Annotated in this window: 23 protein-coding genes; 14 read left to right on the top strand and 9 right to left on the bottom strand. The window is 62.2% G+C overall.

What is annotated here, in order from left to right; translation table 11 throughout:
* Window positions 1-107 precede the first annotated feature (107 nt).
* Together LJE98_RS05850 and hemF are read right to left on the bottom strand one after the other, a co-directional pair.
* Window positions 108-383, bottom strand: a complete 276-nt coding sequence (locus LJE98_RS05850; RefSeq protein WP_229574128.1) for a hypothetical protein — start codon at window positions 381-383, stop codon at window positions 108-110.
* Between the two features lie 171 nt (window positions 384-554).
* Window positions 555-1,469, bottom strand: a complete 915-nt coding sequence (gene hemF / locus LJE98_RS05845) for an oxygen-dependent coproporphyrinogen oxidase (protein ID WP_229574126.1) — start codon at window positions 1,467-1,469, stop codon at window positions 555-557.
* 151 nt (window positions 1,470-1,620) lie between these two features.
* On the opposite strand from hemF, the gene LJE98_RS05840 reads away from it, so the two are divergent.
* Together LJE98_RS05840 and LJE98_RS05835 are read left to right on the top strand one after the other, a co-directional pair.
* Entirely contained in the window at window positions 1,621-1,881 is a 261-nt protein-coding gene (locus tag LJE98_RS05840; RefSeq protein ID WP_229574124.1) for a hypothetical protein, read from the top strand.
* 156 nt (window positions 1,882-2,037) lie between these two features.
* On the top strand, window positions 2,038-2,988 hold the full coding sequence (locus LJE98_RS05835; RefSeq protein WP_229574123.1) for a flagellar hook associated protein: 951 nt from the start codon (window positions 2,038-2,040) through the stop codon (window positions 2,986-2,988).
* 72 nt (window positions 2,989-3,060) lie between these two features.
* Here LJE98_RS05835 and LJE98_RS05830 read toward each other — a convergent pair whose 3' ends face one another.
* Window positions 3,061-4,374 carry a cell envelope biogenesis protein OmpA gene (locus LJE98_RS05830; protein ID WP_229574121.1) on the bottom strand — a complete coding sequence of 438 codons (1,314 nt, stop codon included), beginning with the start codon at window positions 4,372-4,374 and terminating at the stop codon, window positions 3,061-3,063.
* A gap of 153 nt (window positions 4,375-4,527) precedes the next feature.
* Window positions 4,528-4,986 (bottom strand): tRNA (cytidine(34)-2'-O)-methyltransferase, encoded by a 459-nt coding sequence (locus LJE98_RS05825; RefSeq protein ID WP_229574119.1) that lies wholly within the window; start codon window positions 4,984-4,986, stop codon window positions 4,528-4,530.
* Between the two features lie 368 nt (window positions 4,987-5,354).
* On the opposite strand from LJE98_RS05825, the gene LJE98_RS05820 reads away from it, so the two are divergent.
* The 9 genes from LJE98_RS05820 to LJE98_RS05780 all read left to right on the top strand — a co-directional run bounded on the left by LJE98_RS05820 (window position 5,355) and on the right by LJE98_RS05780 (window position 16,168).
* A complete protein-coding gene (locus tag LJE98_RS05820; RefSeq protein WP_229574117.1) occupies window positions 5,355-7,271 on the top strand; it encodes an ABC transporter ATP-binding protein in 1,917 nt (638 codons plus the stop codon).
* Between the two features lie 196 nt (window positions 7,272-7,467).
* A complete protein-coding gene (locus LJE98_RS05815) occupies window positions 7,468-9,390 on the top strand; it encodes a HAMP domain-containing methyl-accepting chemotaxis protein (protein ID WP_229574116.1) in 1,923 nt (640 codons plus the stop codon).
* A 202-nt stretch (window positions 9,391-9,592) separates the two neighbouring features.
* Complete coding sequence (locus tag LJE98_RS05810; protein WP_229574114.1) at window positions 9,593-10,057, top strand: DMT family transporter; 465 nt, start codon at window positions 9,593-9,595, stop codon at window positions 10,055-10,057.
* A gap of 1 nt (window position 10,058) precedes the next feature.
* Window positions 10,059-10,481, top strand: coding sequence for a DMT family transporter (locus LJE98_RS05805; RefSeq protein ID WP_229574113.1), 423 nt, complete (start codon window positions 10,059-10,061; stop codon window positions 10,479-10,481).
* Between the two features lie 124 nt (window positions 10,482-10,605).
* Window positions 10,606-12,477: an ABC transporter ATP-binding protein gene (locus LJE98_RS05800; protein ID WP_229574112.1), complete on the top strand. Its 1,872-nt coding sequence runs from the start codon at window positions 10,606-10,608 to the stop codon at window positions 12,475-12,477.
* Between the two features lie 271 nt (window positions 12,478-12,748).
* The gene (gene petA, locus LJE98_RS05795) at window positions 12,749-13,327 is read left to right on the top strand and encodes a ubiquinol-cytochrome c reductase iron-sulfur subunit (RefSeq protein WP_229574110.1); all 579 of its coding nucleotides are present in this window, start codon (window positions 12,749-12,751) and stop codon (window positions 13,325-13,327) included.
* 14 nt (window positions 13,328-13,341) lie between these two features.
* Window positions 13,342-14,610, top strand: a complete 1,269-nt coding sequence (locus LJE98_RS05790; protein WP_229574109.1) for a cytochrome b — start codon at window positions 13,342-13,344, stop codon at window positions 14,608-14,610.
* Window positions 14,611-14,631: 21 nt separating this feature from the next.
* Window positions 14,632-15,507, top strand: coding sequence for a cytochrome c1 (locus LJE98_RS05785; protein WP_229574108.1), 876 nt, complete (start codon window positions 14,632-14,634; stop codon window positions 15,505-15,507).
* Window positions 15,508-15,625: 118 nt separating this feature from the next.
* The gene (locus LJE98_RS05780) at window positions 15,626-16,168 is read left to right on the top strand and encodes an adenine phosphoribosyltransferase (protein WP_112246578.1); all 543 of its coding nucleotides are present in this window, start codon (window positions 15,626-15,628) and stop codon (window positions 16,166-16,168) included.
* Window positions 16,169-16,184: 16 nt separating this feature from the next.
* On the opposite strand, the gene LJE98_RS05775 is transcribed toward LJE98_RS05780, so the two are convergent.
* Genes LJE98_RS05775 through LJE98_RS05765 form a run of 3 tightly spaced genes read right to left on the bottom strand, consistent with a single transcriptional unit; the run spans window position 16,185 to window position 17,613 of the window.
* A complete protein-coding gene (locus tag LJE98_RS05775) occupies window positions 16,185-16,661 on the bottom strand; it encodes a glutathione peroxidase (RefSeq protein WP_229574106.1) in 477 nt (158 codons plus the stop codon).
* Window positions 16,658-17,146: a MaoC/PaaZ C-terminal domain-containing protein gene (locus LJE98_RS05770; protein WP_229574104.1), complete on the bottom strand. Its 489-nt coding sequence runs from the start codon at window positions 17,144-17,146 to the stop codon at window positions 16,658-16,660. Before LJE98_RS05770 ends, LJE98_RS05775 begins: the two co-directional genes overlap by 4 nt.
* Window positions 17,143-17,613, bottom strand: coding sequence for a MaoC family dehydratase (locus tag LJE98_RS05765; protein WP_229574102.1), 471 nt, complete (start codon window positions 17,611-17,613; stop codon window positions 17,143-17,145). The genes LJE98_RS05770 and LJE98_RS05765 overlap by 4 nt, the downstream gene beginning before the upstream one ends.
* A gap of 65 nt (window positions 17,614-17,678) precedes the next feature.
* Here LJE98_RS05765 and LJE98_RS05760 point away from each other — a divergent pair, with 65 nt between their 5' ends.
* Both LJE98_RS05760 and LJE98_RS05755 read left to right on the top strand, forming a co-directional pair.
* Window positions 17,679-18,338: a Crp/Fnr family transcriptional regulator gene (locus tag LJE98_RS05760; protein WP_229574100.1), complete on the top strand. Its 660-nt coding sequence runs from the start codon at window positions 17,679-17,681 to the stop codon at window positions 18,336-18,338.
* Window positions 18,339-18,451: 113 nt separating this feature from the next.
* The gene (locus LJE98_RS05755; protein WP_229574098.1) at window positions 18,452-18,658 is read left to right on the top strand and encodes a YgaP family membrane protein; all 207 of its coding nucleotides are present in this window, start codon (window positions 18,452-18,454) and stop codon (window positions 18,656-18,658) included.
* Window positions 18,659-18,733: 75 nt separating this feature from the next.
* Here the strand turns inward: LJE98_RS05755 and ychF are convergent, their stop codons facing one another.
* Complete coding sequence (gene ychF, locus LJE98_RS05750; protein WP_229574097.1) at window positions 18,734-19,837, bottom strand: redox-regulated ATPase YchF; 1,104 nt, start codon at window positions 19,835-19,837, stop codon at window positions 18,734-18,736.
* 111 nt (window positions 19,838-19,948) lie between these two features.
* On the opposite strand from ychF, the gene clpS reads away from it, so the two are divergent.
* A complete protein-coding gene (gene clpS / locus LJE98_RS05745; RefSeq protein WP_136557933.1) occupies window positions 19,949-20,257 on the top strand; it encodes an ATP-dependent Clp protease adapter ClpS in 309 nt (102 codons plus the stop codon).
* A 48-nt stretch (window positions 20,258-20,305) separates the two neighbouring features.
* On the opposite strand, the gene LJE98_RS05740 is transcribed toward clpS, so the two are convergent.
* Window positions 20,306-20,704, bottom strand: a complete 399-nt coding sequence (locus LJE98_RS05740; protein ID WP_229574088.1) for a RidA family protein — start codon at window positions 20,702-20,704, stop codon at window positions 20,306-20,308.
* Window positions 20,705-20,761 lie beyond the last annotated feature (57 nt).

Here is a 20,761-nt window from a genome sequence, read left to right as displayed (position 1 = left end):
TCAAAGAGGAGAAACGCAGAAATCGGGCTTATGTTCCCCGGCGCCGAACAAAAAAAATGCCCGCACAGGGTGCGGGCAAGTCACTCGACGCGGTGGATTCGGTGTGATCAATCTGGCATGGCCCAGGCATGGAAGACCGCCCCTGCATTCGCCTTTCGGCCGAGATGGGCGCCACTTGCGACATCATTGGCGACGACGCGATCCGCCCTATCGCGGCCGGCCAGGCCCAGGCGTACCTGCTCGACGAAATAGGAATGGGGCAGATCGACATCACTTGATGCACGCAACTCTTCCGCCAATCGATCAATCAACTGGGGCGCTCCCATAGCGCGGTCGGCGGATTCACTGACGCGGGGTACGGACACTGAGCTGGATGGGGTCATCGCAATCTCCTCCTCGATACTGCGTGAGGCCGCAGAATGGCCTCGTGCCCGGTGGAGCGCAATGAAAACTGTCAAGTTCGTCCAACACAATCGCGTAAGCGGCGGAAAAGTCCTGCCATTCTTTTCTGTAAACTCGCCTGTGGATAACTGTGTCAGCGGTAACGCGGCCGATCAGGGATACCGCACGAGTGGGGGAAGCGAGGACAGGATTGATTCGACATTGCCGCCCGTCTTCAGGCCGAAGATCGTGCCACGGTCGTAGAGCAGGTTGAACTCCACGTAGCGGCCGCGGCGGACAAGTTGCTCCTCGCGGTCCTCGTCGGTCCAGGGATTGTTGAAATTGGCGCGCACGATCTTCGGATAGACGAGATTGAAGGCGCGGCCGACATCCTGGACGAAGGCGAAATTGGCGTCCCAGCCCCCTTTCTGCTCGTCTGCCGTCAGCCAGTCGAAGAAGATCCCGCCAATGCCGCGTGCTTCATTGCGGTGCGGCAGGAAGAAATAATCCTCGCACCACTTCTTGTAGGCGGGGTAATCGGCGACCGCCGGATGGCGTTCGCAGGTGACTTCCATCGCGCGGTGGAAGAGGCGGGTGTCCGGATCGTCCTGGGTGCGCCTGCGATCGAGCACAGGGGTCAAGTCGGCGCCGCCGCCGAACCAGTGGCTAGAGGTCACCACCATGCGGGTGTTCATGTGCACTGTCGGCACATGCGGATTGACAGGATGGGCGATCAGGGAAATGCCGGAGGCCCAGAAGCGGGGGTCTTCTTCCGCGCCCGGCATCTGCTTGCGGAATTCGGGCGAGAATTCGCCGTGCACGGTCGAGGTGTGCACGCCGACCTTTTCGAAGACGCGGCCGTACATCATCGACATGCGGCCGCCGCCGCCCTTGCCTTCCTCGCGCTGCCAGTCCTTTGCCTGGAAACGGCCAGGCTCGCGTTCCGACATCGGCCCGGTCAATTCCTGCTCCAGGGTCTCGAAGGAGGCGCAGATGGCGTCGCGCAGGCTTTCGAACCATGCACGCGCGGTCGACTTCTTGTCCTCGATATCCGCAGGCAGGCCTTTCGGCAGAACCGGTCGCTCCATGTCTTCCCTCACTATGCCTTTGGCAATTCTCGCGAGCGACAGGAATATCAGGTGAAATCCCGGGCGACCATATCGGGGTCGGGGTGTCCCCGGAAAATCGACTCGCGTTCCCGTTTGGACTGCATTAATCTGACTGTCCGCGAGGTGTTTCATGAAGAAGATGCCCGGCCCGCCGTCTTTCAACGGCTTGAAAAAGCGCATTGTCGACCGCCGTGCCGGTTCAGCCGGGCGCCTGGGAGGTCATTTCGTGCGGGAGACCTATTGCATGACCCGTGAAGAGGCTCGCGCCAAGGCTCGCGAATGGTTCGACACCTTTCCAAAGGCCGCCTACTGGACCGAAGTGGAGAGCTGGCGCCAGATCGATGGTGACCAGATCGAGTTCACCATGCGCCGGCTGCCTTCGGCCGATTGATGGTCGGGCCGGTCGATGGGGAGTGAAATCGACAATCCGCTAAAACTCTAACCTTCCACGAAAGCCTATCACAAAACCTCGTCGCTAACCTGATCCCTACATAGCCGGAATGATATCGGCGCCGGATCGACATGACATGCGACACAGGGTTTCCTCATGAGTTCAGATTTGCTCACTCCGTCACTGGCCCGTGCGGCGCCGATGGCAAGCGCATCTGCGTCTGCGCTCGAATGGACCATGAGGCAATCCGCAGCGCCAGACCCCGAGACGGTGGCGGATGCGTCCGCCTACTGGTCGATTGCCACCACCATGCGCCCCGGCAGTCTATCGATGGCCAGCGTGCAGGAAGCCAATGACATTGCGGTTGCAGTCACCGATACGGCAGCGCTCGGCCTCGAGCAGGCGACTGACATCGTCGCGCAAATCCAGCAGAAGCTAATTTTCGCCAAGGCCGTCGGCGTCGATCGGGAAGGCATCAATGCCGACATCTCCCAGATGAAAGCCGATCTCGGCACAGCGATCGATGAGAGCAGCTTTAATGGCGACAACTGGCTGAAGATGGAGGCCGGCGGGCGGCCAAAGGTCGCGTCGCTGATTGCCTCGGTCACCGTTGGCGAGGATCGCAGCCTGTCGATCAACATGGTCGATTTCGATACGGCCAGATCGACGCTCGTGTCCCGACAGGAGGCTCGGGACGGCACGTTGACCCGTGCCTATGGCGGCTCGACACTCGCCGGTGCGCCCTACAATTATTTCCTTCTGGATGCGGGCTCGCAAGAGCCGGCCGAAGCTGGCGCCCGTGAAATCCGCCTCGACCGTGGCACGACCAGCGACGAGATCGACGGCATGATCTCATCCCTCAACCGGGTGCTGATCGACATGGTCGGCGCAAGTGCGGCGGTTAACTCGACCCGCAATCAGGTGAGCGGTGGCGGCCTCGGCGTTGCGGCGATCCAGGGGGCTTCGGAACTTGGCGTGAGCCGCCTGGTCGACAGTGAACTCAGTGAGCAAGGCGTGCGCCTGATGGCCGAGAAGGTTCAGGAGCAATTGCAGTCCTCTTCCCTCAACATCGCCAATGTTTCGATGACGGCCTGGTTGAAACTCTGATCGCAAGGCCCTGATCCGGAATCGAAAAGGCCCGCTTCGCGCGGGCCTCGATGTTTCGGCTGCCGCGCTCTGTCAGGTCTTCGGACGCGTGCGCTTGCCACGGCCTCGCGGCAGCGGGGCCATGATCGGTGTCACAGGTTTTCGGCCGGCCGGCGGGGGCGTTTTGCCTTCCGGCGGGGCCGAGGCCTTCGCTGATTGCGCGACGTCGGCTGCTGCCGGAGGTTCGTCCACCTGCGACGACGGGGCCGGTGCCATGGCTTCGACGGCGACAGGTGTCTCCGGTTCGGGGCTGGCCATCGGCGGGACGGGTTGCTCTTCGATCACAGGCGGGGCTGCGTCTTCGACGGCCTCGACAATTTCCGCCGCTTCTGCTGCGACTTTGGTCGCGGCTGGCGCGAGCGGTGCTTCTACGACCTGTGCTGACGCGTTTTCGGCCGCGGGGGCCTTGTCGTTCAGGATCTCGCCGAGGATCTTCGTCACCTGGAGGGCACCTGGCAGATCGGTGTTCGTCGAGTGGCCGCAAAAGGGGACCTTGATGTCGGCTTCAATCTTGGGGCGTGAATTCATCTCGCCGAACCAGTCGAGTTCGCCAACAATGTCGATCACCTCCGTGAAGGCATCCGGCATCTTGATGCGGCCACCGAAGGTCACGATGCGGGCGGTCCTGGCGAGAGTTTCGACCCGGCCCGGATCACGGACCTCAAGGGCTTCAAGAGCGTCGGCGATGACGCAGTTGCCGCGTGAATGGCCTGCGATGAGTGTAAAGTTGAGCGTCGCATCGTCGAGCAGGGTGGCCACAGTATCGCTGTCGAGGCCGGTGCGGCGGTTGGTGTCGGCGTCCTCGTCACGCTTGCCGTAGGCGCCGAGCTTCGGACGGCCGACGACGTCGTCGATGACTTCGAGATTGCTGCGGATATGGCCGAGCCAGCCGAAGAGGAAGGCACCACCGATGGCCTCATTGACGATGTCGCCGAGACCGTAGCCGGAAACGACGGCCGCAACCGGCGCGCCGATCGCATCGGCCACATTGCGGGCAAAGGCGGCGGCACCTATGGCCGAGCCACCAATGCCGGCCACCGCCATGGCGCGCACGTTTCGGCCGCCACACAGGCGGAATTCGTCGACACTGTCGCAGAGGGTCAACATGCCGCCACCGGTTGGCGGGACGATCATGATCAGGCCTTCCGAGGCGATGCTGTCGCTGATGTAGAAGGCTTCGTCAGCCGTGAGCGCCTTGACGTCGTAATAGAGGGCGTCGATGCCGGTGTTGCGGAGGCGCCAGGGTTCGAGTGCCGCGTTGCGCATCGTGCGGTGCCGGACGCGCTCGGGGAAGCTCAAGGATCGGGCGAACTGGGTGAGGCCCAGGGCGAATGCTGTCTCGAACATGACTTCATCTCCCATTTTGCTGCAATGCAGCATATCTCGTTTCGGGTGAATTCGCAATTGCCGATGGACGTGCCTGTGCCGTCACGATGGAGCCATCCTAATCCATGGCCGGATGGCGCGCCTTGACTTCTGTCTGGTTGGAATGGGCCGGGGTCAGATCCCGGTCTGGCGGAGCGCTTCGCCGGTGATCATCGCAGCCGACATGGCGACGTTGATCGACCTCTGCCCCTCGACCATCGGAATGATGATCCGGTGATCGGCACCATCGTGCACGTGATCGGGCACGCCGGCGCTCTCGCGTCCGAAAAGAAGGATGTCGTTGGCTGCGTAGTCGAAGGTGGTGTAGGGCAGGGCGGCCCGGGTGGAGGCGAGGACGAGGCGGCGGCCCTGCGCCTTTCGCCAGGTGTCGAAACGCTCCCAGTTGACGTGACGGGTCATGGCGACGCTTGCGAGGTAATCCATGCCCGATCGCTTGAGGTTCTTGTCGGAGAGCACGAAGCCGGCCGGTTCGATGATGTCGACCTGCAGCCCGAGGCAGGCGGCAAGCCTCAGGATGGTCCCGGTATTGCCGGGAATGTCGGGCTGATAGAGAGCGATACGAAGGTCGGACATGGAAGGCTCTTAGGCGATCCGCATCTGGTGCTCAAGCATCGCCGGATGCCTTGGCTTTGCTCTGTGATCGGAGTGCAACAGTTGCCGCTGAAAGTCGCGCGCGCCGGAAATGCCGGCTGGCAAAAAACGCGCGCGCCCGCTAGAACGAGGCTCTTGTCCACACGCAAGCGGGAGGGCCATCGATGGATCTATTCGGTATTTCGCGCCAGCCCCGATTTATGGCTCTTGGCGCCTGAGCGCGTCACTGCTGCTTCCTTTCCCAAACTGATTCATCCTGCGGCCGCAACTGGCCTCAATCATTGATTTATTCGCGTTTCTGCGGCGCCCATTGCCCGGTGTCGCCTGCGCGCCATTTCTGGAGACTTTCCATGTTCTCGTGGTTCGAAAACCGCCTGAATCCGTATCCGGCCGGTGAGCCGACGCTGCCTCCCACGGGGCTCGTCGCCTTCTGCTGGCACTACACAAAGCCGGCCGGCTGGTGGCTGGTGCTGCTTGGCCTGTGCTCGGGGCTGATCGCGGTTGCCGAAGTTTTTCTCTACCAGTTCCTCGGCAATATCGTGGACTGGCTGTCGACGGCGGATCGCGCCACCTTTCTGCAGACGGAGGGCGGCACGCTTGCCTGGATGGCGGCGCTGCTCCTCATCGGCCTGCCGCTGATTGGCGTCGTGCACACGATCACCATGCACCAGGTGCTGGCCGGCAATTTTCCGATGATCGCGCGCTGGCAGATGCACCGCTTCCTGCTGCGCCATTCGATGACCTTCTTTGCCAACGAATTCGCCGGTCGCGTCTCGACCAAGGTGATGCAGACGGCGCTGTCGATCCGCGAAAGCGTGATGAAGATCATCGATGTCTTCATCTATGCCGTGACCTTCTTCGTTTCGATGCTGGCGCTGGTCGCGTCCGTCGACTGGCGTCTCGGCGTGCCGCTGGTGCTGTGGCTGGCGGTCTACGCGCTGATCCTGCGCTACTTCATTCCGAAACTGCGCAAATCCTCCAGCGAGCAGGCGGATGCCCGCTCGATGATGACGGGGCGGATCGTCGACAGCTACACGAACATCGGCACGGTAAAGCTGTTTTCGCATGCCGGCCGCGAGGAGACCTATGCGCGCGAGGGCATGGACGGGTTCCTCGGCACCGTGCACCGGCAGATGCGGCAGATTTCACTGCTCAATATCTGCGTCGATATCAACAATGCCATCGTGCAGTTCTTCGTTGCAGCGCTCGGCATCTGGTTCTGGCTGAACGGGACGGTCTCCGTTGGCGCGATCGCGGTCGCCATCGGCCTGTCCATGCGTATCAACGGCATGTCGCAATGGATCATGTGGGAAGTTGCAGCCCTGTTCGAAAACATCGGCACTGTCTATGACGGCATGGGCATGATGACGAAGGGGCATGACATCGTCGACAAGCCCGACGCCAGGTCCCTCGCCGTACCGGAAGGCGAGATCGTCTATGACGGCGTGCGCTTCCACTACGGCAAGCAGAAGGGCGTGATCGAGGATTTCTCCCTGACCATCAGGGCGGGCGAGAAGGTCGGCCTCGTCGGACGCTCCGGTGCGGGCAAGACGACGCTGATGAACCTGCTCCTGCGGTTCTACGACATCGAGAAGGGCAAGATCCTCGTCGATGGCCAGGACATCTCGGCGGTGAGCCAGGACAGTCTTCGGGCGCTGGTCGGTGTCGTGACGCAGGACACGTCGCTCCTGCATCGCTCGATCCGCGACAATATCGCCTATGGACGGCCGGATGCCACGGATGCGGATGTGATCGAAGCGGCGAAGCGGGCGAATGCCTGGGAGTTCATCCAGGGGCTCTCCGACATGCAGGGTCGCAGCGGTCTCGACGCTCATGTGGGAGAACGCGGCGTGAAGCTCTCCGGCGGACAGCGGCAGCGTATCGCGATCGCCCGGGTCTTCCTCAAGGATGCGCCGATCCTCGTTCTCGACGAGGCGACGTCTGCGCTCGATTCGGAAGTCGAGGCGGCGATCCAGGAGAGCCTGTTCAAGCTGATCGAGGACAAGACGGTCATCGCCATTGCGCACCGGTTGTCGACGCTGACGCAGATGGACAGGCTGATCGTGCTCGACAAGGGACGGATCGTCGAAGAGGGGACGCATCAGCAACTGGTGCAGACCGGCGGGATCTATGCGGATCTGTGGAACCGTCAGTCGGGCGGGTTTCTGCCGGACCAGACGGATCCGGAGGACGAGCTGGAGAAGACCCGCAAGGCCGAAGAAGAGGCCAAGGCGCTCGATCAGTCGGCAGACGCGGCGGCGGAGTAATCCGTCGCCAGATGCCAAACCGATCCGGAGAGGGGGCAGCGATGCCCCCTTTTCCATTCGGTGCGCAGCCACTGGACCTGTGGACGAGGCAAGAATTGCCATTCGGGCCGTAAGGCTTTGTTAGAATTCAATTTGGCATGGAGGAATGTCGGCTTTCTCCGACAGTTCCGTCCCGTTTCAATCCTGGATTTCAGTCGTGAAAAATCTCAAGATCAGAATACTTCTGCCGCTGCTCTTCGGCCTCATGGTCATCGTCTCGCTCGGCCAGGGCGCCATTGCCTTGCGTTCTGTCACCGACATGACAGGGCAATTGGAGGCCTTCGACAATCGGCTTGATCGATCGATGATGATCGCGGATGTCGAATCTCAACTCGGCGAAGTCCGTCGGATGAACCTGATGATCCTCAGCGCCGGCACTTCGGCGGAGAAGAAGGCGCTGGCAGAGAAGGTCGCCGCCATGCGCGATCGGCTGGATGCGTCGATTGCCACTTTCGACGGTGGAATTGCCCTTGCGGATGTGCGGGAGCGTTTCAACGCGTTCAAGGCGGCAAACAGCGAGTATCAGGCGCTTGGCCAGACATTGGTCGAGCAGGCGCTTGCGTCCAAGATCTACCAGGCCAAGGACACGATCGCTCAGATGGCGCCCATTGGCGATGCGATGGATCTGAGCCTGAACGACATCAGCGAGATCAACCATCGTGCCGGAGACAAGGTCGCAGCAGAGGCGCTCTCTTCATCGTCGCTGGCCTTGCAGCTGTCGATTGCCGCTGTTCTTGTCGCAGCCTTCGTTGCCCTTGCCGCGGCCTATGTTTCAGTCACCCGCGTGGCACGTCCGATTTCGGCCATCACCGGTGCCATGCGGGGGCTTGCTGCGGGCGATACGGACACGGCCATCCCCTATGCCGGCCGCACGGACGAGATCGGCGACATGGCTGCTGCCGTATCGGTTTTCCGCGACAATGCGATCGAACGCATCGCGCTGGAACGTCAGGCCGAGGAAAACCGGTCGCTGAGCGAGAGCGAACGTCTGCTGCGCGAGGAACAGCGGGCCCGGGAAGCAGCCGAGGTGCAGTTTGCCGTGGACCGTCTGGCCGGCGGATTGCAGAAACTTTCGGATGGGGACCTTGTGGTCGAGATCGAGGACCGCTTTGCCGATCACCTCGATCCGCTGCGTCTGAACTTCAACCATTCCGTCGAGCGACTGCGCGACGCCATGCGCGCCGTGGGCGACAATGCCCGGGCGATCGATGCCGGTGCCGGAGAAATGCTGGCAGCCGCCGAGGATCTGTCGAAGCGGACCGAGCAGCAGGCGGCCTCCGTTGAGGAGACCGCAGCCGCGCTCGAACAGGTGACCACGGCGGTCAAGGACAGCGCGGTTCGCGCCGAAGAGGCCGGCGCGCTGGTGTCGCGGACGCGAATCGGTGCCGAACGGTCGGGCGACGTCGTGCGACGGGCGGTCGCTGCCATGCAGGCGATCGAGAAGTCTTCGGTCGAAATCTCGAACATCATCGGCGTGATCGACGAGATTGCGTTCCAGACCAATCTTCTGGCTCTGAATGCGGGCGTCGAGGCCGCGCGTGCCGGGGAAGCCGGCAAGGGATTTGCAGTCGTCGCCCAGGAAGTGCGTGAACTGGCACAGCGCTCGGCCAATGCGGCAAAGGAGATCAAGGGGCTCATCACCGCATCCGGCGAGCAGGTGCGCAACGGCGTCGCTCTCGTGGGCGAGACGGGACAGGCCCTGCAGGTGATCGTTGGCGAAGTTCAGGAGATCAACCAGAACGTTGCGGCGATCGTCACCTCGGCACGCGAGCAGTCCACCGGTCTTGCCGAGATCAGTTCTGCAGTCAACCAGATGGACCAGGGGACGCAGAAGAATGCGGCCATGGTGGAGCAGTCGACGGCCGCCTGCCATGGTCTGGCGCAGCAGGCGAGCGCGCTGACGCTGTTGCTCGGCCAGTTCCGGCTGGGCGAGGAGGCCTATCGCCCCGCGGCTCCCCGCCTGGCACCGCTGCAGCCGGCAAGCCAGCCGCAGGCATCGCCGGCAAGGGCGCTCGGTCGCAAGCTCGTCAATGCCTTCAAGGGCAATACGGCGGCTGCTGCCGAATGGTCGGAGTTCTGACGGCCGCGACGGAAACGACCAGGTGTTTGAAACGGGGCAGCGATGCCCCGTTTCGCATTTTTCAGCCTGCCGGCATTCATGGCGCTGATCGGTTCATTCTTCGAATTGGCTTGTCTGCGGAACCCGGTGAGGGCTATGCGATCGCTTAGCCCTGGCGTGCGACTTCCGGCAACTTTCCGGGCGACAGGCCCTCAGGAGTGACATGCACAGACATATCGACTGGATCTGGGCGGTTCTCGCCGGCGTGCTGCTCGCGGTCATGGTGACCATCAACAGCGGCCTTGCTGCGCTGACCACGCCGTTTACCGCCTCGTGGGTGGTGCATGGGGTGGGTGGAATCGTCGCATTTTTCCTGTTGCTCGCGAATGGCGCCGTGGCGCGCCGGGCGGGGCGCATGCCTGCGCGCGGCAGGGCGCCGCTGTGGTCGTATCTCGGCGGCGCGCCGGGGGCATTTGCGGTGGCGCTAAGCTCGATCGCGGTCAATTCCGAACTGGCGCTGGCCGGTGGCCTGTCGCTGCTTCTCGTCGGGCAGATCCTGTTTGGTCTCCTCTCCGATCAGTTCGGCCTCTTCGGTACGCCGAAACGCAGCCTCAACCGTTTCGATTTCCTGGCGACGGCCTGTGTCATCGGCGGTAGCGCGCTGCTCATCTTCTCGAAGGGGGCGTGACATGCTGGGTGCCGTTTTCATTGCCCTGATCGGCGGGGCCGCGGTCGGCATGAGCCGTTCGATCAACGGGCGGCTGACCATGGATCGCGGGGCTTTCACCGCATCCGCATGGAACTACTGGATCGGTTTCCTGCTGCTCAGCCTCTATGTCCTCACCCTGCACCGCGTCGGCCTGCCGCTTCTGGCGGATGTGCCGGCCTTCTATTTCGCCGGCGGGATCATCGGCGCCTGCTTCGTCGTCATCAGCTCCTATGTCTTTCCGCGAATCGGGGCTGCCCGCTCGGGCCTCCTGATCATTGGCGGACAGATGATCACGGGGCTCGTCATCGACCTCGCGCGCGGAACGGCCGAATTTCATCCGGGCCAGCCGGCAGGCGTGGCGCTGATTCTGGCGGGCATCTATCTCACCCGCTACACGCGCTAGGGCAGGGCTCTGCGCCGAGGTCCGACACGGCCCGGCGCGTCGCTCCACCGACCTGATGAAATTGTCATGTGGCTGGGTGCGCAAAGGCTTTGCCGTTTTCGGCAAACGGCCTATATCGCTCGTCATGTTTCAAGCTGTCGCCCGCTTCTTCGAAAACTGGCTCGATCCTTTCGCCCGATCGGACAATCTGCGTCCGCCCGAGAAAACCTGGGCCTTCGTGTGGTTCTATGTCAGCCAGGCGAGATTCGCGTTTTTCCTCATGGCGGTCTTCGGCGGGGCCGTCGCCATGCTCGAGGCGGGGCTGTTCTGGTTCGTCGGACGGCTGGTCGATCTTCTCGATACCGTGCCCAAGGATGCCGGCTGGGACGGGCTGCTTGCAGCCCATGGCGGAGAGTTGCTCACCATGGCGGCGATCGTCCTGATCGGCCGTTTCGTGGTGGTGACGGTCGGGGCGCTCGTCGAGGAACAGGTGATCGTCCTGAACTTCTTCAATCTCGTGCGCTGGCAGGCGCATGCGCATGTGGCGCGCCAGTCGCTCTCCTTCTTCCAGAATGATTTTGCCGGCCGCATCGTGACCAAGGTCTGGTCGGCGGGACAGTCGACCGGGGATCTGCTGACCTCGCTGCTGCAGGTTGTCTGGTTCATGGTGATCTATACGGTTTCAACCATGGCGCTGGTCGCGCAGCTCGACTGGCGGCTCGCGGCGATCATCGGCGCATGGGTTGCGATCTTCCTGGTGCTGGCCCGCTATTTCGTGCCCAAGATCCGCTTTCATGCCAGGGAAACGGCCGAAGCGGCCTCCATGCTCAACGGCCGCCTGGTGGACAGCTATTCCAATATCCAGACGCTGAAGCTCTTTGCCCGCGAGCGGCAGAACGACCACTATATCCGGTCCGGGTTCGACCGCTTCCAGGACACGCTGAGACCCTTTGCACGGCTTTTGACCGGCGTGCGCGCCTCGCTTGCCATCCTCTCGGGGTTCATGATCCTGATGGTGGCGCTGCTCTCCGTCGACCTGTGGTTCGCCGGTGCCGTCACGGCAGGGGGCGTTGCCTTTACGCTCGGCCTGGTGTTGCGGCTCAACATGCTGCTCGGCCGCATGATGACCCAGCTCAATGGCATCATGCGCAATATCGGCACGATCCAGAACTCGGCCGAACTCGTGGCGAAGCCGATCGGTCTGACCGACAGGCCGGATGCTGCAAAGCTCGAGGTGAAATCGCCGGAGATCCGTTTCGAGGATGTGAGTTTCCACTATGGCCGCAAGAAGGGCGCGATCGACCATCTGACGCTGACTATCGAGGCGGGCGAGAAGGTCGGCATTGTCGGGCGCTCAGGGGCCGGCAAGTCGACGCTCGTCAACCTTCTGTTGCGCTTCTACGACATCGAGGGCGGTCGCATCGTGATCGACGGGCAGGACATTTCGACAGTGACGCAGGAGAGCCTGCGCTCGCAGATCGGCATGGTCACCCAGGATACGGCGCTCCTGCATCGCTCGATCCGAGACAATGTTCTCTTTGGCCGTGAGGATGCAAGCGACGAACAGCTGATCAAGGCGGCGGAGCGGGCGGAAGCGCTCGAGTTCATCCAGCGACTGGAAGACCAGCGTGGGCGCAAGGGCTTCGACGCGCATGTCGGAGAACGGGGCGTCAAGCTTTCCGGCGGCCAGCGCCAGCGGATCGCGATTGCCCGCGTCATGCTGAAGGATGCACCGATCCTGGTGCTGGATGAGGCGACGTCTGCACTCGACAGCGAGGTCGAGGCAGCGATCCAGTCCAATCTCGACCGATTGATGCAGGGCAAGACCGTGCTGGCCATCGCGCACCGGCTTTCGACCATCGCAGCCCTGGATCGTCTCGTGGTGATGGACAAGGGCCGGATCATCGAGCAGGGGACCCATCAGGAACTGGTGGCGCTTGGCGGGCTCTATTCCGAGCTCTGGGCCCGCCAATCCGGCGGTTTCCTCGATGCGGGCGCCGACATGCAGCCGGCCTGAGTTCGAAGGCCTGCCGAACTCGCGGCTGCAACTCTCTGCATTGCTTGATAAACTGCCGCTCACACTTGCGTTAAATCAAGCAATTGGGGATGGTGTCCCTGAAATCCGCGACATCGTGGCTCGTTGTCTGCGGAAGACTGGACAGATTAGATTATCGGGCTTAGAACGCGCCAATCTGGCGGGGAATCTGTGGCTGCTCCGTGGCCAAATTGTGATTCCGCTGCGGGGGCAAATGCGGTGTGTCGCAGGATTGCGAGAGGAAAAAGTGACCGTGAGCGAACACGAGACAACGACAGAACATGCGGGCGAGCCTACGCGCCGCGACTTTCTCTACATGGTAACCGGCATGGCCGGCGCGGTCGGTGCGGCTTCGTTCGCCTGGCCGTTCATCGACCAGATGCGCCCGGATGCATCGACGCTCGCGCTCGCTTCGATCGAAGTGGACGTATCGGCGCTCGAGCCGGGCATGTCCCTGACGGTCAAATGGCGCGGCAAGCCGGTGTTCATCCGCAACCGCACCGAAAAGGAAGTCGAAGAAGCGAACGCCGTTCAACTGGCCGAGCTCAAGGATCCGGTGGCGCGCAACGCCAACGTGGATAGTGCTGCCGATGCGACGGACCTTGCGCGTTCGGCCGGTGAGGGCAAGGAAAACTGGATCGTCATGATCGGCTCCTGCACCCATCTGGGCTGCGTGCCGCTCGGTCAGGCCGGCGATTTCGGTGGCTGGTTCTGTCCCTGCCACGGCTCGCACTATGATACGGCGGGCCGTATCCGCAAGGGTCCTGCACCGACCAACCTGCCGGTGCCGACCTTTGCATTCACATCCGACACTGTCATCACGATCGGCTGAGGGGATAAGACACAATGAGTGGCCATTCGAGTTACCAGCCGTCCACCGGCGTCGAGAAGTGGATTGATGCGCGCCTGCCGCTGCCGCGTCTGATGTATGACAGCTTCGTCTCCTATCCGGTGCCGCGCAACCTGAACTATGCCTATACCTTCGGCGGCATGCTCTCGATCATGCTGGTCGTGCAGATCCTGACCGGTGTCGTGCTCGCCATGCATTATGCTGCCGAGACGACGGTTGCCTTCACCTCGGTCGAAAAGATCATGCGTGACGTCAACAATGGCTGGCTGCTGCGCTACATGCATGCCAACGGCGCATCGTTCTTCTTCATCGCAGTCTACCTGCATATTGCACGCGGCCTCTACTACGGCTCGTACAAGGCACCCCGCGAAATCCTCTGGATCCTCGGCGTGGTGATCTTCCTTCTGATGATGGCGACCGCCTTCATGGGCTATGTTCTGCCCTGGGGTCAGATGTCCTTCTGGGGCGCGACGGTCATCACCGGCTTCTTCACCGCCTTCCCCTTCGTCGGGGAGTGGATCCAGCAGTTCCTGCTGGGTGGCTTTGCCGTCGACAATCCGACGCTGAACCGCTTCTTTGCGCTGCACTATCTGCTGCCGTTCATGATCGCCGGTGTGGTCATCCTGCACGTCTGGGCCCTGCACGTCACCGGTCAGACCAACCCGACCGGCGTCGAAGTCAAGTCGAAGACCGATACGGTCCCCTTCACGCCCTATGCGACGCTGAAGGATGCTCTGGGTCTCTCCGTCTTCCTTCTGGTCTTCGCCTATTTCGTCTTCTACATGCCGAACTATCTCGGTCACCCGGACAACTACATCCCGGCTGACTCGCTGAAGACCCCGGCGCATATCGTTCCGGAATGGTACTTCCTGCCGTTCTACGCCATGCTGCGCGCGATCACCTTCAATGTCGGTCCGATCGACTCGAAACTCGGCGGCGTTCTGGTGATGTTCGGTGCGATCATCGTCCTGTTCTTCCTGCCCTGGCTCGATACGTCCAAGGTCCGCTCGGCCGTGTACCGTCCCTGGTACAAGCTGTTCTTCTGGATCTTCGTCGCAAACTCCATCCTGCTGGGCTGGCTCGGCGCCATGCCTGCGGAAGGCATCTATGTCATCCTGTCGCAGGCGGGTACTGCCTACTACTTCGGCTTCTTCCTCGTGATCATGCCGTTGCTCGGTCTGTTCGAGACGCCAAGGCGCATCCCGAATTCGATCACCGAGGCGGTTCTCGAAAAAAGCGGCAAGTCCGCTGCTGCCCAAGCCTGAGCACGTGAGAGGAAGATACCAATGAAAAAGCTTGTCACGAGCATCGCGCTGATCGCAGCCCTGGCCGGGTTTTCCGGTCAGGCGCTGGCAGCTGAAGGCGGCGATCTGGCCGAACTGACGCATCATGCCGCGCAGACGGGTCACTACCCGATCCTGAAGCCCGAGCTGATGGACTGGTCGTTCGCCGGCCCGTTCGGCAAATACGACAAGGGCCAGCTGCAGCGCGGCCTGAAGGTCTACACGGAAGTCTGCGCCGCCTGTCACTCGATGGAACTCGTCGCCTTCCGTACCCTGGAAGACCTTGGCTATTCTGAAGCCCAGGTGAAGGCATTCGCGGCGAATTACGAAGTGACCGACGGCCCGAATGCCGATGGTGAAATGTACACCCGTGCGGCTGTTGCATCCGACCACTTCCCGTCGCCCTTCCCGAACAAGGAAGCGGCTGCTGCGTCCAACAACGGGGCGGCTCCGCCGGACTTCTCGCTGATCGCCAAGGCGCGCGGCGTGACTCGCGGCTTCCCAACCTTCGTCTTCGACATCTTTACCCAGTACCAGCAGGGCGGCCCGGACTACATCCATGCGCTGCTCACCGGCTACCAGGAACCGCCGGAAGGCATCGAAGTCGCCGAGGGTACGCATTACAACCCGTACTTCATCGCCGGCCAGTCACTGGCCATGGCTCAGCCGATCTCGGACGGCCAGGTGACCTATGACGATGGTTCGCCGGAAACGCTCGATCAGTATTCGCGCGACGTTTCCGCCTTCCTCATGTGGACTGCAGAACCGCATCTGGAAGACCGCAAGCGCATGGGCTTCATGGTCCTGGTATTCCTCGCGATCTTCACCGCGCTGATCTACCTGACGAAGAAGTCGGTCTACGCAAACAAGGAACACTGATCCGCAGGGATTACGTTTCACGGAAAAGGCGGTCTGCGGACCGCCTTTTTTATTGGGGGGCCATGCCAATCTTGGTACAGTCCCGCGCAACTCCTTCCCGACACAATTCGGATGCCCCATGACCAAGATCGCCCATGAACTCGCCGCCGCCATCCGTTCGATTCCCGACTACCCGAAGCCGGGGATCATCTTTCGTGACATCACGACTTTGCTCGGGGATGCCCGGGCGTTTCGCCGGGCGATCGACGAGCTGGTGCAGCCTTATGCCGGGCTGAAGATCGACAAGATCGCAGGCATGGAAGCACGCGGCTTCATCCTCGGCGGCGCCGTCGCACACCAGCTGTCAGCCGGCTTCGTGCCGATCCGCAAGAAGGGCAAGCTGCCGCATGAAACCGTCCGTATCGCCTACAGCCTGGAATATGGCGTGGACGAGATGGAGATCCACATGGATGCGGTCAAGCCTGGCGAGAAGGTGATCCTCGTCGACGACCTGATTGCCACCGGTGGCACGGCTGTTGGCGCGGTTCAGCTTCTGCGGCAGATCGGGGCGGATGTGGTTTCCGCCTGCTTCGTCATCGACCTGCCGGAACTCGGTGGTCGCAAGAAGCTCGAGGCGCTCGGCGTCGAGGTTCGCACGCTGGTGGAATTCGAGGGGCACTGAGCCCCACGACGGCGCCTCAGGCGGCCAGTGCTCTGGTGATGTCCGCCTCGATATCGGCGGGTGGCGTGCGCGGTGAATAGCGGGCGATCGGCTTGCCGTCGCGGCCGACGAGAAACTTGGTGAAGTTCCAGCCGATCTCCGTGCCCTGTTCGCCGCCTGGCGTTTCAGTCTTCAGATAAGCATAAAGCGGATGGGTGCCTTCGCCGTTGACCTCGATCTTGGCAAAGAGCGGGAAGGTGACGGCGAACTGGGTTTCGCAGAAGAGTGCGATTTCCTTTTCCGTGCCGGGCTCCTGTGCGCCGAACTGGTTGCAGGGGAAGCCGAGCACGACGAGATCGGGATGGGTTTCGTGCAGCTTTTCGAGGCCCGCATATTGCGGGGTCATTCCGCAGGCGCTCGCCGTATTGACGATGAGCAGCACCTTGCCGGCATAGTCCTTCAGGCTGCGTTCCGTGCCGTCGATGGCGGTCAGGGTGAAATCATGAATGCTCACGGCGCTATTTCCTCGTCGGGGAAGAATTCGATCAGGTTGCTCTTGAAGCGCAGCACCGTCTCACCGTGCTGGTTGACGCCCTCGGAAAGCGCCGAATTGAGAATGTAGCGATGCCGTCCCTGAACCGTGCGGCTTTCGAGCGGGCTCATGTAGAAGGTGATCGTGTCTTCGGCATAGACGGGTTTCAGCCACTGCAGTTCCGAGAACCCGGGCGAGGGGCCGAGCTTCGGTGGGGCGAGACCATCGGCGAGCAGGCGCTTCGTCTCTCTCTCCCAAAAAGCAATAAAACTCTTCATCCAGTTGGCGCAGGTGTGCCAGCCGGAGGCACAGAGCGCGCCGAAGACATAGGACTTTGCGGCCTCGGCGTCGACATGGAAGGGCTGCGGGTCGAATTGCTCGGCGAACCGGATGATGTCCTGCGCTGTGAAGACAACGGTGCCGAGTTGCAGGCGAGTGCCGGCGGGATAGAGGTCGAGCATTCTCATGATACGGCTTCCACGCTTTCGCGGCGACGGACCATGATCGAATTCGTCGCCCTCAGCACCAGTTCGCCGCGCTGGTTGAAGAGTTCATGGGCAAAGGTGACGATGCCGAGATGGGGGCGCGAGCGCATGGGGCGGACTGCCTCGACGGTCGAGTGCCCGCTCAGCGTGTCATCGGCGAGTACCGGCTTGCGCCACTGCATCACATCGATGCCGGGCGCGCCTTCGGAAGCGGTGCCAAGCACATAGGCGTCGATCATCAGGCGCATGAAGAGGCTGGACGTATGCCAACCGGAAGCGGACAGGCCGCCGAGGATGCTGGCCTTGCCGGCTTCCTCCGACAGATGCATGGGCTGAGGGTCGAACTCGGTGGCGAAGGCGATGATTTCGGTGGCCGATACGGTGCGGGGGCCGAGATCGAAGCGGCGTCCCTGGGTGAAGTCTTCGTAGTGAAGCCTGTCAGGCTGCATGCGCCCTGTTCTCCAATCGGTGGTATGTGCTTTAAGGTTCTTAAGCGGAAATCGAGAGGTGGTCCATGGTGGGTTGGGTCGATCAGGCGGGCTTTCTGGCGTCGCTGGACGCCGATGCCCGCCATGCGCTGGAGGGGCTGAAGCCTCTGCATGTGCCTCATCGCACCACGCTGTTCAGGCCCGGTGACCAGGCCCAGAGTTTCGTGCTTCTGCTGTCCGGGCGGATCGGGGTGTATCTCACCGGGCGCAATGGCCGCGAACTTCTGCTTTATGCGGTGACGCCCGGCGAGACCTGCGTGCAGACGACCCTGGGGGTGCTCGGCGGCGCGCCTTATAGCGGCGAAGCGATTGCCGAGAGCGATCTCGTGGCCGTCATGGTTCCGCCCGCCACATTCGAGCGCCTCATGGCCTCGTCGACGGCCTTTCGCAAATATGTCTTCAAGGCCTTTGCCGCGCGGCTCGCCGATCTGATGTTCGTCCTGGAACAGGTGGCTTTCGTGAAGGTAGAGCAGCGGCTGGCGCATGCGCTGCTCGAGCGTGCGGACGGGGACGGGGTGGTGTCTCTGACGCACCAGGAAATGTCCGTGATCATCGGCACGGCACGCGAGGTGGTCTCACGACGGCTCGAAGCATTGGCGTCGAAGGGCGTGATTTCGGTCGAGCGCGGCGCGATCCGAATCGTCGAGCGGCAGGAGCTTTCGCGCATGGGAAGCGACCCGCAGTAAGCGTTACCGGCAAGCATGGCTCTCCTGCTCCGAGCCGGTGACTTAGTCACCGACCGCAGTCTCGCCTGAGGTTAAACTCTTTCTATCGCTGATGGAAACCGGAGGGAAAAACCATGTTTGCCAAAAATGTCGGAAGTGTCGACCGCATCCTGCGCATCGTCGCGGGCCTTGTCTTGCTGTCGCTCTTCTTTATCTATCCCGATTCTTCCTGGCGCTATTTTGCCCTGATCGGCATCGTGCCGCTGGCGACGGGCCTGATGTCCAGCTGCCCGCTCTACTCGATCTTCGGGGTTTCGAGCTGCCCGGCGAAAAAGGTCTGAGCCTTCATCTGTCAAAGAAAACAGGCCGCGAGTCGATCGCGGCCTGTTTTCTGTTTCGATCCCTGCTCGATGCGATCAGGTGTTGAAGCGGAAGTGAATGACGTCGCCGTCCTGGACCACGTATTCCTTGCCTTCGTCGCGGCCCTTGCCGGCTTCCTTTGCGCCGACTTCGCCCTTGAAGGCGATGTAGTCGTCATAGGAAATGGTGAAGGCGCGGATGAAACCGCGTTCGAAATCGGTGTGGATAACGCCGGCGGCGGCGGGTGCCTTGGTGCCGCGGACGATGGTCCAGGCACGGCATTCCTTCGGGCCGACGGTGAAATAGGTGATGAGGTCCAGCAGATGGTAACCGGCGCGGATCAGGCGGTCGAGGCCGGCTTCGTCGAGGCCGAGGGCTGCGAGGAATTCGACTGATTCTTCTTCCGGCAGCTGGGCCACTTCGGCTTCGATCGCGGCCGAGATGATGACGCATTCCGCGCCCTGTTCCGTCGCCATCTTGGCAACGGCTTCCGTGTGCTTGTTGCCGGTTGCGGCGTCACCCTCGGCGACGTTGCAGACGTAGAGGACCGGATGCGAGGTGAGGAGGTTGAGGCCCTTGAGGATCTCGATCTCGTCGGCAGCCAGTGTCTTCAGGAGAAGACGGGCCGGCTTGCCCTCGTTCAGCAGCTTCACCACCTGTTCCATGATCGGCAGCTGGGCGGTGGATTCCTTGTCCTTGGAGGCGGCGCGCTTGCGGGTCTGCTCGACGCGGCGCTCAAGGCTTTCAAGGTCGGCGAGCATGAGCTCGGTCTCGATCGTGTCGGCGTCGCCGACCGGGTCGATCTTGCCTTCGACATGGGTGATGTCGTCGTCCTCGAAACAGCGCAGCACGTGGACGACGGCATCGACTTCGCGGATGTTGGCGAGGAACTTGTTGCCGAGGCCTTCTCCCTTCGACGCGCCGCGCACGAGGCCGGCGATGTCGACGAAGGAGATGCGGGTCGGGATGATTTCCTTGGAGCCGGCGATGTCGGCGAGCTTCTTCATGCGCGGATCGGGAACGGCCACTTCACCGGTGTTCGGCTCGATCGTGCAGAAGGGATAGTTGGCTGCCTGGGCTGCCGCCGTCTTGGTCAGCGCGTTGAAGAGAGTGGACTTGCCGACATTCGGAAGCCCGACGATACCGCATTTGAAGCCCATGGCTCTGAATACCTGCTCGGGATGGATTTTCGTTGCCCACGCCTATGGGGTATAGGAGGGACATGGTCAAGTGTTGCGGCCCCCGGAGGGCCTGAAGTTGCCGGAGGAATGATGGCGAAGGATACAGTGCTGACGCCGAAGACGGTGACCAAGCCGAAGGTCGAGAAGCCGAGGCTCTACAAAGTGCTTCTGCACAATGACGACTATACGCCGCGTGACTTCGTCACGATCGTGCTCAAGGTCGTCTTCCGGATGAGTGAGGAAACGGGCTACCGCGTGATGATGACGGCGCACAAGTTCGGGTCGGCCGTGGTTGTCGTCTGCACGCGCGAGATTGCGGAGACGAAGGTGACGGAGGCGATGGATCTCGCCAAGGAGGCGGGCATGCCGCTGTTGTTCACGGCGGAACCGGAGGAGTGAGGACGCGGGTTCTCGCGTCCTCCTGACAGGCGCAGCAAGACCGTTAGCCTAGGTTGCCTGCGGTATCCGCGCGATCACCTTGATCTCGAAATCGAAGCCGGCAAGCCAGTTGACGCCAACAGCCGTCCAGTTCGGATAGGGCGGGGCGGGGAAGACTTCCGCCTTCACCTGCATGATCGCCCCGAACTGGCTTTCCGGGTCGGTGTGGAAGGTGGTGACGTCGACGAGGTCGGCGAGGGTGCAGCCGGCTGCGGCGAGGGTTGCCTGGAGATTGGCGAAGGCACGGCGCACCTGGGAGATGAAGTCCGGCTCGGGCGTGCCGTCATCGCGACTGCCGACCTGACCGGAGACGAAGAGGAGATCCCCGGTGCGGATTGCGGCGGAATAGCCGTGCTGCTCGTAGAGCGCGTGACGGTTGGCGGGGAAGAGGGGTTCAGGCTTGGTCATGCTTTTCCTTTCGGGCAGGCGACGCCGTTCGGCCCGAAGGACGGGCCGTCGAAATGC

The sequence above is a fragment of the Rhizobium sp. 'Codium 1' genome, from assembly GCF_020889605.1.
Classification (GTDB): domain Bacteria; phylum Pseudomonadota; class Alphaproteobacteria; order Rhizobiales; family Rhizobiaceae; genus Allorhizobium; species Allorhizobium algae.
Note: the sequence above shows the minus strand (reverse complement) of the source record. Positions and strands in the feature narration are given on the sequence as shown.